The organism is Micromonospora pisi, assembly GCF_003633685.1.
Lineage (GTDB): Bacteria > Actinomycetota > Actinomycetes > Mycobacteriales > Micromonosporaceae > Micromonospora_G > Micromonospora_G pisi.
Map to the genome: position 1 here is coordinate 1,040,729 of NZ_RBKT01000001.1, position 15,423 is coordinate 1,056,151.

Annotated in this window: 13 protein-coding genes; 6 read left to right on the forward strand and 7 right to left on the reverse strand. The window is 67.1% G+C overall.

Annotation, left to right across the window (positions count from 1 at the left end):
* Positions 1–67: 67 nt before the first annotated feature.
* Complete coding sequence (locus BDK92_RS04055) at positions 68–595, reverse strand: response regulator transcription factor (protein WP_246016779.1); 528 nt, start codon at positions 593–595, stop codon at positions 68–70.
* A gap of 92 nt (positions 596–687) precedes the next feature.
* Positions 688–3,561, reverse strand: coding sequence for an AfsR/SARP family transcriptional regulator (locus BDK92_RS04060; protein ID WP_170208478.1), 2,874 nt, complete (start codon positions 3,559–3,561; stop codon positions 688–690).
* Positions 3,562–3,770: 209 nt separating this feature from the next.
* Between BDK92_RS04060 and BDK92_RS04065 the strand changes: the two genes are divergently transcribed.
* On the forward strand, positions 3,771–4,604 hold the full coding sequence (locus tag BDK92_RS04065; protein WP_121161595.1) for an alpha/beta fold hydrolase: 834 nt from the start codon (positions 3,771–3,773) through the stop codon (positions 4,602–4,604).
* Positions 4,605–4,615: 11 nt separating this feature from the next.
* The gene (locus BDK92_RS04070) at positions 4,616–5,470 is read left to right on the forward strand and encodes an alpha/beta fold hydrolase (RefSeq protein ID WP_170208479.1); all 855 of its coding nucleotides are present in this window, start codon (positions 4,616–4,618) and stop codon (positions 5,468–5,470) included.
* Between the two features lie 156 nt (positions 5,471–5,626).
* Here BDK92_RS04070 and BDK92_RS04075 read toward each other — a convergent pair whose 3' ends face one another.
* Positions 5,627–6,139, reverse strand: coding sequence for a hypothetical protein (locus BDK92_RS04075; RefSeq protein ID WP_211349059.1), 513 nt, complete (start codon positions 6,137–6,139; stop codon positions 5,627–5,629).
* Positions 6,140–6,447: 308 nt separating this feature from the next.
* On the opposite strand from BDK92_RS04075, the gene BDK92_RS04080 reads away from it, so the two are divergent.
* Together BDK92_RS04080 and BDK92_RS04085 are read left to right on the forward strand one after the other, a co-directional pair.
* On the forward strand, positions 6,448–6,831 hold the full coding sequence (locus BDK92_RS04080) for a VOC family protein (protein ID WP_121154720.1): 384 nt from the start codon (positions 6,448–6,450) through the stop codon (positions 6,829–6,831).
* 259 nt (positions 6,832–7,090) lie between these two features.
* Positions 7,091–8,335 carry an IS110 family RNA-guided transposase gene (locus tag BDK92_RS04085; RefSeq protein WP_425462200.1) on the forward strand — a complete coding sequence of 415 codons (1,245 nt, stop codon included), beginning with the start codon at positions 7,091–7,093 and terminating at the stop codon, positions 8,333–8,335.
* 25 nt (positions 8,336–8,360) lie between these two features.
* On the opposite strand, the gene BDK92_RS04090 is transcribed toward BDK92_RS04085, so the two are convergent.
* A complete protein-coding gene (locus BDK92_RS04090) occupies positions 8,361–9,524 on the reverse strand; it encodes an IS110 family RNA-guided transposase (RefSeq protein WP_121161597.1) in 1,164 nt (387 codons plus the stop codon).
* 447 nt (positions 9,525–9,971) lie between these two features.
* Between BDK92_RS04090 and BDK92_RS04095 the strand changes: the two genes are divergently transcribed.
* Entirely contained in the window at positions 9,972–11,249 is a 1,278-nt protein-coding gene (locus tag BDK92_RS04095; protein WP_121154722.1) for an IS110 family RNA-guided transposase, read from the forward strand.
* A gap of 150 nt (positions 11,250–11,399) precedes the next feature.
* On the opposite strand, the gene BDK92_RS04100 is transcribed toward BDK92_RS04095, so the two are convergent.
* Positions 11,400–11,798 carry a winged helix-turn-helix transcriptional regulator gene (locus BDK92_RS04100; RefSeq protein ID WP_121154724.1) on the reverse strand — a complete coding sequence of 133 codons (399 nt, stop codon included), beginning with the start codon at positions 11,796–11,798 and terminating at the stop codon, positions 11,400–11,402.
* Between the two features lie 105 nt (positions 11,799–11,903).
* Here BDK92_RS04100 and BDK92_RS04105 point away from each other — a divergent pair, with 105 nt between their 5' ends.
* Positions 11,904–12,806, forward strand: a complete 903-nt coding sequence (locus BDK92_RS04105; protein ID WP_121154726.1) for an NADP-dependent oxidoreductase — start codon at positions 11,904–11,906, stop codon at positions 12,804–12,806.
* Positions 12,807–13,222: 416 nt separating this feature from the next.
* Here the strand turns inward: BDK92_RS04105 and BDK92_RS04115 are convergent, their stop codons facing one another.
* Together BDK92_RS04115 and BDK92_RS04120 are read right to left on the reverse strand one after the other, a co-directional pair.
* A complete protein-coding gene (locus BDK92_RS04115; RefSeq protein ID WP_121154728.1) occupies positions 13,223–13,528 on the reverse strand; it encodes a hypothetical protein in 306 nt (101 codons plus the stop codon).
* A 53-nt stretch (positions 13,529–13,581) separates the two neighbouring features.
* Positions 13,582–15,423 carry a multicopper oxidase family protein gene (locus BDK92_RS04120; protein ID WP_147456896.1) on the reverse strand — a complete coding sequence of 614 codons (1,842 nt, stop codon included), beginning with the start codon at positions 15,421–15,423 and terminating at the stop codon, positions 13,582–13,584.

A 15,423-nucleotide genomic window follows, 5' to 3' on the forward strand; every position in this document is an offset into this window, starting at 1 on the left:
ACAGGTACCTGCGTGACTCGTCCGCAGGTCACGTGCAGCACGATCTACGGGAATCCCCTCGCCATGATCAGGCTGGGCCCGGCTGCGGTGAGGGCAAACCCGAGTGCGGTTCCGACCGAGCAGGCCCAGACTCCGCAGCCAACGATGCGCTACCCGATCGAGGCGCGGCATGTGCGTCTCGTCTCGCCAGTTCTCGACGTGAGGTGATGTCAAGTTTGCGAAAAATTTTGCGTAGGTGATAGTCCACCGTGCTCGGGCTGATGAACAGTTGTGCCGCCACCTCGCGGTTGGACGCGCCGTTCGAGACCCGGCGCGCGATGTCGCGCTCCTGGCTGGTCAGGCAACAGCTCTGAGCGAAGCGGGTGGTCGTGTCGTGGTAGGCCAGCGTGCTGCGCAGTTCGCGGCGAGATGCGACGCCCAGCTTGTGGAACACTCCGCGTAGGTGATGTTTGACGGTATGGGTGCTGATGACCAGGCGCGTCGCCACCTCGACGTTGGTGGAGCCTGCCGCCACCAGCAGGGCGATCTGTTCCTGTCGTGGGGTCAGTACCGCACGGGGAAGGACTCGGGCAGGCTCGGCTACGGCGTAGTGCATGGTGCTCCTCGGGCGAGGGTTCGGGGTCTCGACGACCATCCGATCGCACCGCTGTGCACGACGAGTGCAGACTGAGTGCTCGCCCTACCCGCTTACGACGCCCCGCTCATCAAGCTCAACCGGGCCCGGACATATGCGACCATGTCGCGGTATGCCTCGGCCTCCTCGATGCCGGAGGCCTCGACAAGTTCCCGGAAGCCGTTGTCGGCGATCAGGTTCTCGAACTGCTGGCAGCCCCGTTCCGCGCGAACCTGGTCGCCTAGATCGAATGCGGCCCGCGCGAGGATCGCCGCGACGGCACACCGGGGACCGTTCGACTCACAGACGCCTTCCGTCAATCCCCACTCCGACACCGTCGCCGCTCGTTCGAGTCGGCCGAGTTTCCAGGAGGACTCCGCGATGAGCTGCGCGTAGTAGATCTTCAGGTGATCAAGGTGCTTCGCCACTGCAATGGCCAGCCCTTCGTCCGCGACCCGTGTGCCAGCCTCGAACCGATCGGTCCCCAGGCGCGCTCTCGCGAGTGTCAGCAGCGAAACGGCGAGCAGTTCCTGGCGCCCCGTCTGTCGGGCAAGACCCACCGAGCGTTCACCGTACGCGTTGGCGGCGTCGTGGTCGCCACGCGACAACGAGAGCACGGCGAGGTTTCGCAGGACGTCGGCTTGTCCGGCGAGTTCTCGGGCGCCTTCGAAGATGGACAAGGCTCGACGTAGATATTCGTCTGCCTGTGGCAGCGGGGCAAAGACCTCACCGATGCTGCGAAGAAGTTCGGCCTCCATCAGCGGCTCGCCGAGCACGCTGACCATATCGAGGATCGCGAGTACGGTCTGTGTCCGGCCCGCGGGTATGGAGTTGCTGCCCGGTGCCGAGGCGGCGAGGACCATAGCCGCCGCGTCGCGCCGCAGGCCATGTGCGAGGGCCAGATCGATCGTCGTCCACAACGTGGCCCGTTCCCGTGCATACCAGGCGGCAGCCTGGGGCACGCTGTCGAACGATTCAGGCGTCACGTCCGACGGCGGTTCGTCGACGGTGCCGACTGGCTGCCGGTGGTGCCTCGCGTACGCGGTGCGGGCAGAGTGCAGGTAATGCATGATGAGACGCCGCTCATACTCCGGTCGTTCTTGATCCTCGTCAAGAAGCTCACCCGCGTAGGCCCGCAACAGGTCGTGCAGAACGTACCGCCCGGACTGTGACTCGTCGAGCAGATTCGCGGTCACCAATTCCGTGAGTAGTTTGCGCGCCTGTATGCGACCGACTCCGGCGACGCTGGCCACCGACTCCAGCGAGACCCCTGGACCCGGATGGGCGGCGAGGGCGCGAAACACCTGCGCCGTTGATGGATCGAGGGCCTGGTACGACCACGAAAACACCGACCGGACATCGTCGGACGAGTCCGCGCTGGACAACGAGTCGAGTCTGGCGGACGGCGCCGAGACGTCGCTGACGACCGCGCTCAATGGCAGGGCCGGATTGAGGGCCACGCGGGCCGCGACGATCGCCAGTGCGAGCGGCAGCCCGGCGCAGAGCGTGATGACCTTGTCCAACGCATCCGGGTCCATGGTGGCGCGGCGGGCGCCGAGGCGGTTGATCAGAAGCTGTCTGGACTCGGCCCCGGTCAGCCGATCGACTTGCAGGTAACGTGCGCCCTCCCGGGTGACCAGGCTTGTCATCCGGATGCGGCTTGTCACGATGACCAGACAGCCTCGAGAGGCTGGCAGCAGCGGGCGGACCTGTTCGGAGTCGCCTGCGTTGTCCAAGAGAATCAGGACGCGACGACCGGAGAGGCGACTGCGGTAACGAGCCGCCTGCGCGTCGACGTTCTCCTGCGGTGACGAGACCGCCGGTTCGCCCAGCGACGCGAGCAATGTGGCGAGCGCGTCCTCCGGTGACATGGCGCGTCCGTCCGGATCCAGGCCTCTCAGGTTCAGGAACAACTGGCCATCGGGAAACTTGTTGGCGATCTGGTGAGCCCAGTGCACGGCGAGGGCGGTCTTGCCGATGCCACCCATGCCGCCGAGCGCGATGATCACCACGGTCTCATCGCTGAATGCGTCGGACAGGTGGTCGTCGAGTACGGCGGCCAGGTCGTTTCGTCGGACGAAGCCCGCGACCGGCGGCGGCAGCTGCGCGGGCCGGGGCTCGTCCGGCGGGCGCGGCTCGTCCTGCGGGGTCCAGCCGCTGGCGAGCAGTTCCCGATACGCCTCCCGTAGTTCCGGCCCCGGGTCCACCCCCAGTTCCTCGTCGAGACGTCGACGGGTCCGCTCGAAGACCCGCACCCCTTCCGCCCGGTGACCGGTGGCCACGTACGCGCGCATCAAGCATGCCTGTAGCGCCTCGTCCAGCGGCGCTGCGGCGGCCACGCTCAGGAGTGGGGTCAACACGGTGCCGGCCATGCCGTGGGCGATCGCGGCTTCGCTGGCCGCGAGTGCCACCGCGACGCGCTCCCGTTCGATGGCGACGAACTCCGGCGAACTCAACGCACTGGTCGGAAGGTCGGTGAACGCAGGGCTGCGGCCAAGCTCCAGAGCGGTCAGGTACGCACGTACGCCGGCCACGATGTCCCCGCCAGCGAGCGCCTCGCGGGCCCGCCGGACCAACTCGCGATACATGGCCAGATCGGAGTCCTCGGTGGCGAGGGCCAGCCGGTAGCCCGTACCGGCCGGTAGGAGGTACCGACCGGTTTCGCGGACGTCCAGGTCCGGTTCGAAGATCCGCCGGAGGTGCCCGACGTGCCGGTGGATCTGGTTGGCGGCGCTGGCCGGCGGTTGTTCGTCCCACACGCCGTCGATGATGTTGTTGAGGCTGACCGCGTCACCCCCGGCGGCGAGGAGCTTGGCCAGGATGATCCGCTGGCGAACCGGACCAAGATCGACCTCCGAGCCGTCCCGCCGGCAGCCAAGACCGCCGAAGACCTTGAACTCGCAGTGGGACCGCGGCGCGTCCGGGTGCCTGCGGTCGGGCGTCGTCACGATTGACATCCTAGTGATGGAAGGGTTGCGGCTTCGCTTTTCGGCCCAGCCTGCGGCTTGCCCCGGGTTCTCCGCATCCCCCATCTTTCGTTGTCCGTCGAGTCGGTCGACAAACACGGGGACTACGTGATTCGGGTGATTCGCGAAACGCGCCATATCCGTACCTTCGGCAAGGTTCCCAGCGCGGAACGCAAGCCCAAGGAGTGCGCATGCCCCGTGTCACCGTTGGCTCAGAGGGAGCCAACCCGATCGAAATCTATTACGAAGATCACGGCACCGGTACGCCGGTAGTACTCAGTCACGGCTACCCGCTCAGCGGGCGGGCCTGGGAGAAGCAGGTCTCCGCACTGCTCGCAGCCGGATACCGCGTGATCACGTATGACCGGCGGGGTTGGGGCAATTCCAGCCAGCCCGCCAGTGGCTACGACTACGACACGTTCGCCAGCGATGTGAACGTGCTGCTCACGAAACTGGACGTACGCGACGCCATCCTCGTGGGTCACTCGATGGGAACCGGCGACGTTGCCCGGTACCTGGGTCGCTATGGCACAGGGCGGGTCGCGAAGGCCGTACTGATGTCGCCGATCCCGCCGTTCCTCCTCCGGACGGACGACAATCCCGAAGGCGCACCGCAGTCGTTGTTCGATGGGTTCATCCAGGCCGCACAGGCGGACCGGTACGTGTGGCTCAAGCAGTTCCTGGAGAACTTCTACAACCTCGACGTCTACGGCGGCTCGCTGGTCAGCGACGAGGCGTTCCGGGCCAGTTGGAACGTGGCCGTGGCCGGATCTCCCCTCGCCGCGGTGGCCTGTATCCCGACCTGGCTCACCGACTTCCGTGAAGACCTGTCCAAGATTGACTTGCCGGTACTCGTGATCCAGGGCGACCAGGACCGGGTCCTACCCATCGGGGTGACCGGCCAGCGGCTGTCCGCCTTCATCGGGGATACGCGGTTGCTCGTCATCGAGGGCGGGCCGCACGCCATCGCCTGGACCCACGCCGATCAGGTCAACGCTGCCCTGCTCGATTTTTTTCAAGAGTGAAAGGAAACACCGTGAAATTGTCTTTCCGGCGCCGCCTCATCTACGTAGGCGCGGCCATCGGTGCCCTCACCCTCGGTGCTGCCGGCACCGCGCAGGCCGCGACGAGTCACGGCGTGTTCTCCGGCCATTCGCGCCCCGCATCGGCCAAACCGACCGTCGTGCTCGTGCACGGGGCGTGGGCGGACGGGTCCAGCTGGGACAAGGTGGCAGCCAAGCTCCAGCACGACGGCTACCGGGTGGTCACGCCGCCGAATCTCCTGTCGGGCGTGGACAATGACGCCGCTAATCTCCGCGCATACCTGGACACCATCACCGGACCGATCGTCCTCGTCGGGCACTCGTACGGCGGCATGGTCATCACGAACGCCGCTCTGGGCGACAAGCAGGTCAAGGCCCTGGTGTACGTCGACGCGTACATCCCGGAAGAGCACGACACGGTGCTGTCGCTGACCTCGGCCGTGCCGGGCTCGGTCTTCGCGGCCGAAGCGTCCACCGTCTTCGACCAGGTCGCGATCCCCGGTGACGACCCGCACAATGTCAACCTCTACGTGAAGCCGTCGATCTTCGGCAAGGCGTTCGCCGACAAGAGCATTCCCGCCAAGGACGTGGCGGTGCTGGCCGCCCGGCAGCGTCCGCTGGCCTTCAACGCCCTGGTCGAGGAGTCCAACGAGCCGGCCTGGCGCACCATCCCCTCGTGGTCGGTGATCGGCAAGCAGGACGCCGTCATCCCTGCCGCTCAGCAGATCGCCATGTCCAAGAGGGCCAAGGCACACACCATCGAGATCAACGCCCCCCACCTGTCCATGGTCACGGATGCGGGCGCGGTCACCAATCAGATCGAGGCGGCCGCCAAGGCCACCGACTGACACGACAACCGGCCGTGGCATCGCTCAGCGCGATGCCACGGCCGGCCCCTTTCGCAAGCCCGCTTCTATATTCGACGAGTTCGAGGTAATTTGTCCTAGTTCACCGAGCGAGACAGGCCAACTGGTGCTGGCATGCCGACTCGCCGGACTTTCGGGTCAAACAGGGGTACGGCCATGCAGGAACTGCAGAACTCCTACCTGTACCGGACCCCGAGGTGAACGGCGTACCAACCGGTTTCCAGGTATCCCGGTCACCGTGGCCGCGTTGACCGGTTCGGCCCACGCGGGCGCGGTTGCTGCCGATGTCACGAGGTCGGCATCATGGTCCGGCTCGCGATGGATAAACCCGTCGGGCTCTACTGGGCCGTTACCGACGTGCACTACCCAATCCTCGTAGAACCAGCTGGGGTTGCAGGCGCACTGAGTGAACGTGAACCGGAAGTTGGCCCGGTAGCGGCCCACCTGCCCCGGCGAGAGTGTGAACAGGCGGGCCGTGCCACGGTCGCGTGGATATGCCGCACGGCCGGGTAGCCGATCAACACTCGTCGTGGAACCCTTAATGGTGAGCCACAAGCCGACGTCGCGGGCTCGCTCTATTCCCCCACTGAGCACCTCGTCGTGGCGCACGTAGCAGGCCGCCTCGTCATAAAGCACCTCGTGGACGGCCACGTCGCACATCGGTAGTGAGGCAGGAAGTGGCACCGGCCGGTTCAGGCCACGGCGGAGGTTGGCGTGCTGAGCGCCGCGTGCCGCTGCGCTCCACCGCACCCGCACCCGCTGGACTGTGATCACGCGCAACCATGACTCACAAGCTGCCATGACTCACAAGCTGCCAGCCTCGCCAGCTGTTATCCGCACATGCCGCCGATCGGGCATGCTCGCCGATCGAAGCGGCCACGCTCCGTGACGGGCTGGTAGGTCGCGTAGCATCCTGAACTGTCGATGACAGCGTGTCGCAGCTCCGGTACGTTGGCGCAATGACGACTTTCTGGACCTTGGGATGCGACGCCGAGGATCCGCAGCGGATCGCCGCCTTTTGGGCGCTGGCCCTCGACTATGTCAAGGAATCCGGTTTCGACGAGCCGGACAACGCGTCCATCGTCGACCCGGATGGCCGGGGCCCTGCCATTGGGTTCCTGAAGGTGCCCGAGGGCAAGGTCGGCAAGAACCGTATGCATATCGATATCCGGGTGGCCGGTCCAGGCCCCTGGGACAGGGTCGAGCGCGCCCGACTGATCCGGCAGAAAGTCCCCGAGTTGGTCGCCGCCGGCGCGGCTGTGGTCCGCGAGGAGTGGTACGGCGACATCCTCGGGCACGTCGTCATGCAGGACCCCGAGGGCAACGAGTTCTGCGTTGCTTGATGCCACGGCCAGTGCCGCCTTCAGTATCCGGATCTGGCTCCCGTTACGTTCTTGGAGCCCTCGTGTTGGGGGTGTAGGCCAGCGGTTTCGGCATGACTCATGGCTCCTGTCGTCATGATCTCAGAGGTGGTGTCACCGGGACCGCAGGGCGTTCGTGACCGCTTATAGGGACCTGGCCGGTGCAGTGTGGAGGCCTTTGTAACGTGGCTGCCGGCGCGTCGTCCGCGGCTGGCCTACCCACCGTGACAAGGAGCGCCTGTTGACCAAGTCCCATGACATCAGCCCCGGCGGGGGCCGCGGATTCGAGATCTTCTGCGGCGTTGACGTAGCCCGGGAAACCCACTACGCGGTGGCTCTCGACCGTGACGGGCGGCGGCTGGTCGAGCGTGCGCTGCCTAACGACGAGCCCGCCCTGCGGGCGCTGTTCGCCGAGCTGGCGGAGCACGGCCGGCTGCTCATGGTCGTCGACCAGCCCGCGTCGATCGGGGCGTTGGCGATCGCGGTCGCCCGCAGCATGAACATCGAGGTCGGCTACCTTCCTGGGTTGGCGATGCGACGCATCGCAGACCTGTATCCCGGTGAGGGCAAGACTGACGCGCGAGACGCATTCGTCATCGCCGACGCCGCCCGGACTTTGCCGCACACCCTGCGGCGGGTCGGCCCGGACGAAGAGACCGTGACCGCCTTGGGTGTGCTTGCCGGCTACGACGCCGACCTCGCCGCCGAGGCGACCCGGCTGACCAACCGGCTGCACGACGCCTTGCTACACGTTCATCCAGCCCTGGAACGGTTACTCGGCAAGCACTTCCGTCGCCGCGGTGTGCTGGAACTACTCACCGCGGCAGGGACTCCGCAGCAGCTTTGCGCACTCGACGAGGACGCGTTGCGTCAAGCGCTGGCACCACGGTCACGGCGTCTCGCGCTGACCCTGCCGGCGCAGATCCACACCGCGTTGGAACAGCAGAGCGTCGTCATCCCCGCCACCGTGCAGTACGGGCGGGTGATCAGCGGTGTCGCCGCCCAACTGCTGGCGGTCCTGGACGAGCGGGTGTCTGTCGCCCACGACCTGGACACCCTTCTGAAGGAGCACCCCCTCGTCGAGGTGCTCATCTCGATGCCCGGCGTCGGAGCCAGAACCGCGGTCGCGCTGCTGCTAACCCTCGGCGACGGCAGCACGTTCCGTACTTCCGGACACCTCGCTGCTTATGCCGGACTGGCGCCCGTCACCCGCCAGTCCGGACGCACCATCCGTAGCGAACGCCAGCCCCAGCGCGGGAACCGGGCACTCAAACAAGCCCTGTACCTGTCCGCGTTCGCCAGCCTGAAGCACCCTGACAGCCGCGCCTACTACGACCGGAAACGCGCCGAGGGCAAGAACCACACCTCAGCGCTTCTCTGCCTCGCCCGACGCCGCACCGACGTCCTCTACGCCATGGTCCGCGACCGCACCCCCTACCAACCCACCGTCCCGTCGAACGACGACGGCACCACAACAACGGCTTGACACGCGTCATAGGGACACCTCTGTGTCAAGAGGCGGCGAGGAACGGTGTTCTAGGCTGGGTGTTGGCGGGTCCGGGAAGTGACTGTTCCGAAGTGCCGGCTGTCGGGATTGAGCTGGCCGCGCTGGATTGAAGTGTCGCTCCCACTTGTCCTCCCGGACCCGTCTCTCCTGCTCCAGCATCCTTGATCATCTGCTTGTAGACCAGGTCGGAAAGTCGCCGTTTCAGGGCCCTCATCGCTTCCATCGACGTCTTCCCGGCAGCGAGTTTGCGCCGGTAGTAGTCCCGGCCTTCGGTGTCGTTGCGGAGCTGGACGATGGCCATGATGTGCAGAACCCGGTTGATGCGGCGGTTCCCTGCCCGAGACAGGCGGTGGCGTTGCTGGTCGCCGGAGGACGCGTCGATGGGGGCGGTGCCGTTCCAGGAGGCGAAGTGCCCGCGGCTGGCGAACCGGTGGATGTCACCGACGTCGCCGATCAGTCGGGCGGCGCCCGACGGGCCGATACCGTTGAGCCCCAGAAGGTTGCTGCCGGTCGCCTCGACGAGTTCGGTCAGCTGCGTGTTCGCGGCTTTGATCTTCTTGTCGATGCTCGCGAGTTCGGTGATGAGTTCGGAGGCGAGCTGACGGCGGGTGCGCCCGACGATGTCGCGGGGCCGCACGGTGTTGAGCAGGGCACGGGCCTGCGGCGCGGATAGGAACTTCTTCGCCCCGCCCGGCAGGAGTTCCAGGAGCAGTTGGTGCAGCCGGTTGATGGTGTCCGTGCGTGACCGGCCGAGGTTGTCGCGTCGGTCGACCAGCAGCCGCAGCGCGACACCGGCGTCGTCGACGGTGACCTGCCGCAACCCCTCGGTGCGCAGCGCGACCACAGCCACGGAGTGCGCGTCGACGGGGTCGGTCTTACGGCCTTGACCGGTGGCGAACATCCGGGCCCGGGCAGAGAGTTTCGCGGGGACATCGACAACGGTCTCGCCGTCGGCAACGAGGCGTTGAGCGATGTGCCGGCCGATGCCGTTGCAGCCCTCGACCGCCCAGAGACGTTCCTTGTACTGTCGGCCGAGGGCGAGCATCGCCTGGTAGCCGTCAGTGTCGGTGCCGAACCGGCCCTGGGCCAGGACTTTTTCGCGGTCGTTGACGACCTCGATGGTCGCGGACCGTTTGTGGGGGTCCATGCCGATGATCACGCGTGCCATGTTGTCCTCCTCGATCATGCCGAGTTGATGTCGGCGAGGAGGGCAGCGCTACTTCGAGCTGGGCAAACCCCTCTTGAGCCTCTCCGCGCCACGGTGACCGGCGGGCGCATGCCAGATGAGAGCCACACCAAACTGCGGTGGGCAGCCGATGAGAGAGCTATCCCGCCGGTCACCTCGACCAAGCCTGGCCGGGCTGCGGTCGTAGGTCCAGTCAACAAGTAGTCATCTTTGTCCGTCGTGGACGCCCTGGCGGGTAGGAAAATTTGGACGGCTGCCCGCCGACGTCGTCGTGGCTTGGTTCGATGAGACCGTCAAGTAGTCTGACGCTGGGAGCCGGTTCCAGGGCCCTGCATTGTTGCTTCGAGCACGCGAGTCCGCCTCTTGTTGTCCCTCGGCCCCGCGGGCAGCCACCTGATGGTGTCTGTGCTGGGCGACGAGGAGCGAGGGATGGAATCGACTGAGGAAGCAGCCGAGCTGGTCGAACGCGTTGCCGCGCTCGACATCGGTAAAGCCACGCTGATGGCGTGTATCCGGGCGCCGCACGAACACAGCGCCGGCCGGCGCCGTCAAGAGGTGGCCGAGTACCCGACGACGACCGGTGCGCTGCTGCGGCTCGCCGACCGGCTGCGTGAGTTCGAGGTGACCAGGGTCGCGATGGAGGCCACCTCCGACTATTGGAAACCGGTGTTCTACCTCCTCGAAGCCGAGGGGTTCGAGTGCTGGCTGCTGAATGCCAGCCACGTCAAGAACGTGCCCGGCCGACCCAAGACCGACAAACTCGACGCGGTATGGCTGGCCAAGGTCGTCGAGCGGGGAATGTGCGCACCCAGTTTCGTACCACCGAAACCGATCCGCAGGCTGCGCGACCTCACCCGGTATCGGCGCTCGCTCATTCGCGACCGCACCCGGGAGAAGCAACGCCTGGAGAAACTCCTGGAGGATGCCCAGATCAAACTGTCGGTGGTCGCCTCCGACATGTTCGGCGTCTCCGGCCGGGCCATCCTGGCCGCGCTGATCGCCGGGCAACGCGATCCGCAGGTCCTGGCCGAGCTGGCCCGCGGCCGGCTCCGCTCAAAAATCACCCAGCTACGGGAAGCCCTCACTGGCCACTTCGACGATCACCACGCGCTGCTCTGCGCCAAGATGCTCCAGCGTGTCGACGCGTTGACCGCCGACATCGCCGAGCTCAGCACCGTGATCGAAACGGTGATCAGCCCTTACGCGGCCCAGGCAGCGCAACTCGATGAAGTAACCGGTATCGGTGCCACCTGCGCTCAGGAACTCATCGCCGAACTCGGCGTGGACATGACCGTCTTCCCCACCGCCGCACACCTCGCGTCCTGGGCCCGGTTCGCACCCCGCGCGAACCAGTCCGCCGGCAAGACGAAACCCGCCACCACCGGCAAGGGCAACCCCTGGCTGGCCAGCACACTCGGCGAGATCACCGCAGTACTCGCCCGCAGCGACACCTTCCTCGGCGAACGCTACCGGCGACTGTCCCGACGCCGAGGCAAACTCCGCGCCATCGTCGCCACCGGCAACTCGGTCCTCACCGTCGTCTGGCATCTACTCGCCGACCCAACCGCCCGCTACCACGACCTCGGCGCCGACTTCCACGACACCCGATACCACCAACGCCTTCAGCACAACCTGATCCACCAACTCGAACGCGTCACGGGCCAACAGGTGACCCTCAGCGCCCGCGTCGAAACCGCCGCCGCATAACCAACCAACGCTCTCGGACTCACCCCTAACTCAACACAGCCATCGCGGCTACGCCGCGATGCTGCCGCCTGCCCACTCGCTGATTATTTTCGAGTCAGCCGATGAGCGAATACAACCGGCGGTCTCTGAGGTGATCGGCGTCGTATTTTTTCAGGGGCGTGCGTCGAACTGGATCCGGGCTTCGAAGACGCGGTCCATGTGCGTCTCCGCCCAGCTCTTGATCGCGATCATGACCGGGAACAGTTCATGGCCGAGCGCGGTGAGCGCGTAGTCGACGCGGACCGGCACCGAGGCAGTGACCGTGCGGGTGACCAGGCCGTCGCGCTCCAGCGTCCGCAGGGTCTGGGTAAGCATCTTCTGGCTGACGCCAGCGATGCGCTGGGCGAGCTCGCCGTGCCGCTGCGGGCCGCCGGCGAGCGCTGGGATCACCAGGGCGACCCATTTGTCGGTGAGCCTGCTCAGCAGCTCACGGGTCGGGCAACCTTCCAGGAACGCGTCGTAGTCCCGTTTGGCCTGTTCGCGGCGCTGTGCCGCGGTCGTCGTCGCCATCCTGCCCTCCACCGGTGCCCTAGGCACTTCACGGTACCTACTTTGTCACGGTGCCGGTGATTCGTACGGTCATGGCGATCACGAGGTCTCACGAAGGAGACGGCGATGCGCGCAGTCAGCTATGCACAGTTCGGAGGGCCGGAGGTCCTGCACGTGGCCGACGTGCCGGTGCCCGAGCCCGGGCAGGGGCAGGTGCGGGTGCGGGTCGCGGCATCAGTTGTACATCCGGTCGATCTGATGGTCCGCTCCGGTCGGTTCCCGGCCCCGTTGCCGGCCGGTCTGCCCTACACGCCAGGCTGGGACGTTGCCGGCAGCATCGACGCGGTCGGCCCATCGGTCGAGGAGTTCACGATCGGCGACGAGGTCATCGGCTTCTCGCCGTGGCTACAAACCACGGTCGGTGCCCACGCGGAGTACGTAGTCCTCGACGCCGCCTGGCTGACCTCCGCGCCCACCGGCGTCCCCGCCACCGAGACGGCGACCCTGCCGACCAATGGCCTCGCCGCCGCCCAGGCCCTCGATCTGCTAGCGCTCCCGGCGGGTTCGGCCGTGCTCGTCACCGGCGCCGCCGGGCAGGCAGGTGGGTTCGTTCTGGCGCTGGCCCGGGCGACCGGTCTGCACGCCACGGGACTTGCCGGGGCGGACGACCGCGAGTTCGTCGAGTCGCTGGGCGCGGCGTTCCTGTCGCGCGCGGACGATCCGACGGGGACGTTCGACGCGGTCATCGACCTGGCGGTGATCGGCCCCTCGCTGCTGGACCTCATCCGGGACAGCGGCGGCTACGTGGCCGCGTCACCCCCGCTTCGCCCGGAGCCGGTGCGGGGAATCCGGACCTTCGCGCTGGAGGTGCTACCGGACGGATCCCGGCTGAGCGAATTGGTCAAACTCGTCACCAGCGGCGACATCCCGCTCCGGGTCGCTGACGTGTACCCCTTCGCCGACGCGGCGGCCGCCCACGACCGGCTGGCCCGAGGCGGCGTGCGCGGCGGCGTGGTGATCGTCCCCTGATCCGCAGCGAAAGCTGGGCCGTCATGCTCAGGGTGAGCATGCCGCTCGCGCCACGCCTACTGCACGGCGTGGCGCGAGCGCCTTCGCCTGATCGACCATGAACAGGTCTCCTGGTCATGTGAACGACGCCGCCGGGATGGAACTCCGCCAGCGGCCTGTTGCACGCCCGCGCCTCCGAACCTGCTACTGACGGCGTTGCAGCCGTGCACAGATTGGCATCGACGGTCAGGCCCACTGTCGAAGCACGCACCCGAGCACATTCGTCGCCGGGTCAAATAATCAGCGGCGGCATCCGCTCATGGCACCCCTTTATGTCAAGATCGACCGACTGCGGAGCACAGGACCGGCGTTCCGCAGCGACGTGACCGCCCGCCTGGGCGGACGCCAGATCCTGCTCACCGACCCCGCCGGCAACCTCATCGAACTCTTCCAACCCGCCCACCCGTCTGGGCACACCCTGAGTCGAGCGCGAAGAGCTTGCGCAGTGCCTCGGTGTAGGACGTCTCGGCGGTCTGCCCGGCTAGTCCTACGACCTTGGTCATCGGGGCGTGCAGGAGTTTGTCGACCACCCTGCGTACCGTCCATGCGACCTCAGCCCGCGCGGTGTCGTCCAGGTCTGACAGGCGTGTGGTCAGTCGGCGCAACTCGGCCTCGACCACAGCGTTCGCCATGCCACGCAAGGCGACCACAATGCGTGCTTCTTTCGAAACGGCTGCGTCCATGGGAGTCTCCTTTGCGGGTTCGATGCGATGGTGTGGAAGCAGAAGCCGATGGGTCACTCGGGATGATTCGGCGTGCGCCGGCCGACGGTGAACGGCGAGGTCACCCCGCGGTACGCCACGTGCAGCACCATGCCCTGTTTGGCGTGCGGCAGGTTGTGGCAGTGGTCGAGCCAGATCCCCGGGTTATCGGCCCGGAACGCGACCTGCCACACCTCGCCGGGCAGCACATCGAACGTGTCCAGCCACAGCGGACTACCGGTCACCGGGCGACCGTTGCGCGACAGCACCAGCACGTGGTGGCCGTGCAGGTGCATTGGATGACTTTCGGTGCCCCGATTGACCACGGTGGTGCGCACGGCGTCGCCTCGGTCGACCAGCAGCGGCGGGATGTCTGGATAAACGGTCCCGTTGACCGTGTACGCGTAGCTCGGCATCCCGTCCAGGAATCGAACCAGCCGGTCCAGTACCAGCGTGTGGTCCTTATCGTAGCGATCGAATGGTCCGGGTGCGGAGGTGCCGTACTGGGTGATGTCCAGGTCGGTGCCAGCCGGGTGTGTCGGCATCGCGCCGGTACCCAGAAGCAGCCCGTCGGAGGTCCGGCCGTCCACCATCACGTGCACGGCCCCAGCGGGCATCGTGAACACGACGTCGTAGCGGCCGCCAGCCGGCAGCCGCAGCGTCGTCTCGGCCGTCAGTACGGTCGGGCCGTTGAGGTCCCGGCCGTCGATGGCGCTGACGGTGTAGGGCGTGCCGCCGACCGCCACGCGATGCGCGTCGTTGTCGGTGTTGACCAGCCGTAGGCGGACCCGTCGACCCGCGGGCACGTCCCGGGTCTGCCGCCGGTCGGATCCGCCGAGGATCGTCGCGCCGCTGTCGAAGCGGTGTACGGGCAACGTGAAGTCCGTCTCCTGCGGTTCGGTTCGGTCAGGAGTCACCACGAGAGTGCCGTAGAGGCCCTTGCGGACGGCTTCACTGGACATTTCGTGTGAGTGGTACCAGTAGCTGCCAACATCCTTGGCCTCGAAGCGATAGACGAACGTGCCACCCGGTGCCACCGCGTTCTGGGTGACACCGGCGACACCGTCCTCGCCGACCGGCACGTCGTACCCGTGCCAGTGCAACGTGACCCCGATGCCTGGCAGTTCGTTGCGCAGTGTCACCTCGACCACGTCGCCCTGGGTCACCCGCAGTTCCGGCCCGGGCACCTGACTGTTGAACGTCCACGCGTCAACCGTCGCGCCGGAGGGCAGGGTGACCGTCGCGGCACGGGCGGTGAGCGTGAACTTCCGGGTCGGCGTACGGCTCGGTCCACGCAGATCGGCGACGGACACGCCGGGTGCCGTGGCGGATCCGGCGTGGGCGGCGTGGCCGCTGTCCGCGCCGTGCGCGTTGTGGTCGAGTTCGTCGGGCAACCGGCTGCCGACGGCGGCCGTGACACCCGCCGCCAGCAGCGCCCCCGCCGTGGTCGCCACCACCGCGACCCGTGCCGCCCCGGCCGGGAGCCGCCAGACCAGCAGCGCCGCGGCGCCGGAACCGAAGACGGCCGCGACCGCACCGACCGTCACCGGATACCCGACCAGGAACTGCATCGCAATGCCCGCAACCGCGACATACGCCGCCGCGATCAGCACCGGTGCCGGAGGCGTCCGTCGACGGACCATCGTGACGGTAACCACCCCGGACAGCAACGCCAGCGGGACGGCGGTCACCAGCCGGTCCGGCACGAACCACCAGCCGGCACCGCCGAGCAGTGCGACCACGGCGGCGCGCGCGGCCGTGGCCAGCACGGACGCGATCAGCACCGCGGCGCCGGCCTTCGTACCACGTAACGGCCAGGCCGCCACCCACAGGCCACCGGCGACCACCACCAGGAACAGATCGAGGACCAGCAACAC

What these genes read in the sequence shown, in the direction of transcription:
- BDK92_RS04095 (WP_121154722.1), top strand. Translation starts at nt 9,972, where the DNA reads ATGGAATCGACTGAGGAAGCAGCCGAGCTGGTCGAACGCGTTGCCGCG.
- BDK92_RS04080 (WP_121154720.1), top strand. Translation starts at nt 6,448, where the DNA reads ATGACGACTTTCTGGACCTTGGGATGCGACGCCGAGGATCCGCAGCGG.
- BDK92_RS04115 (WP_121154728.1), bottom strand. Translation starts at nt 13,528, where the DNA reads ATGGACGCAGCCGTTTCGAAAGAAGCACGCATTGTGGTCGCCTTGCGT.
- BDK92_RS04055 (WP_246016779.1), bottom strand. Translation starts at nt 595, where the DNA reads ATGCACTACGCCGTAGCCGAGCCTGCCCGAGTCCTTCCCCGTGCGGTA.
- BDK92_RS04105 (WP_121154726.1), top strand. Translation starts at nt 11,904, where the DNA reads ATGCGCGCAGTCAGCTATGCACAGTTCGGAGGGCCGGAGGTCCTGCAC.
- BDK92_RS04100 (WP_121154724.1), bottom strand. Translation starts at nt 11,798, where the DNA reads ATGGCGACGACGACCGCGGCACAGCGCCGCGAACAGGCCAAACGGGAC.
- BDK92_RS04065 (WP_121161595.1), top strand. Translation starts at nt 3,771, where the DNA reads ATGCCCCGTGTCACCGTTGGCTCAGAGGGAGCCAACCCGATCGAAATC.
- BDK92_RS04090 (WP_121161597.1), bottom strand. Translation starts at nt 9,524, where the DNA reads ATGGCACGCGTGATCATCGGCATGGACCCCCACAAACGGTCCGCGACC.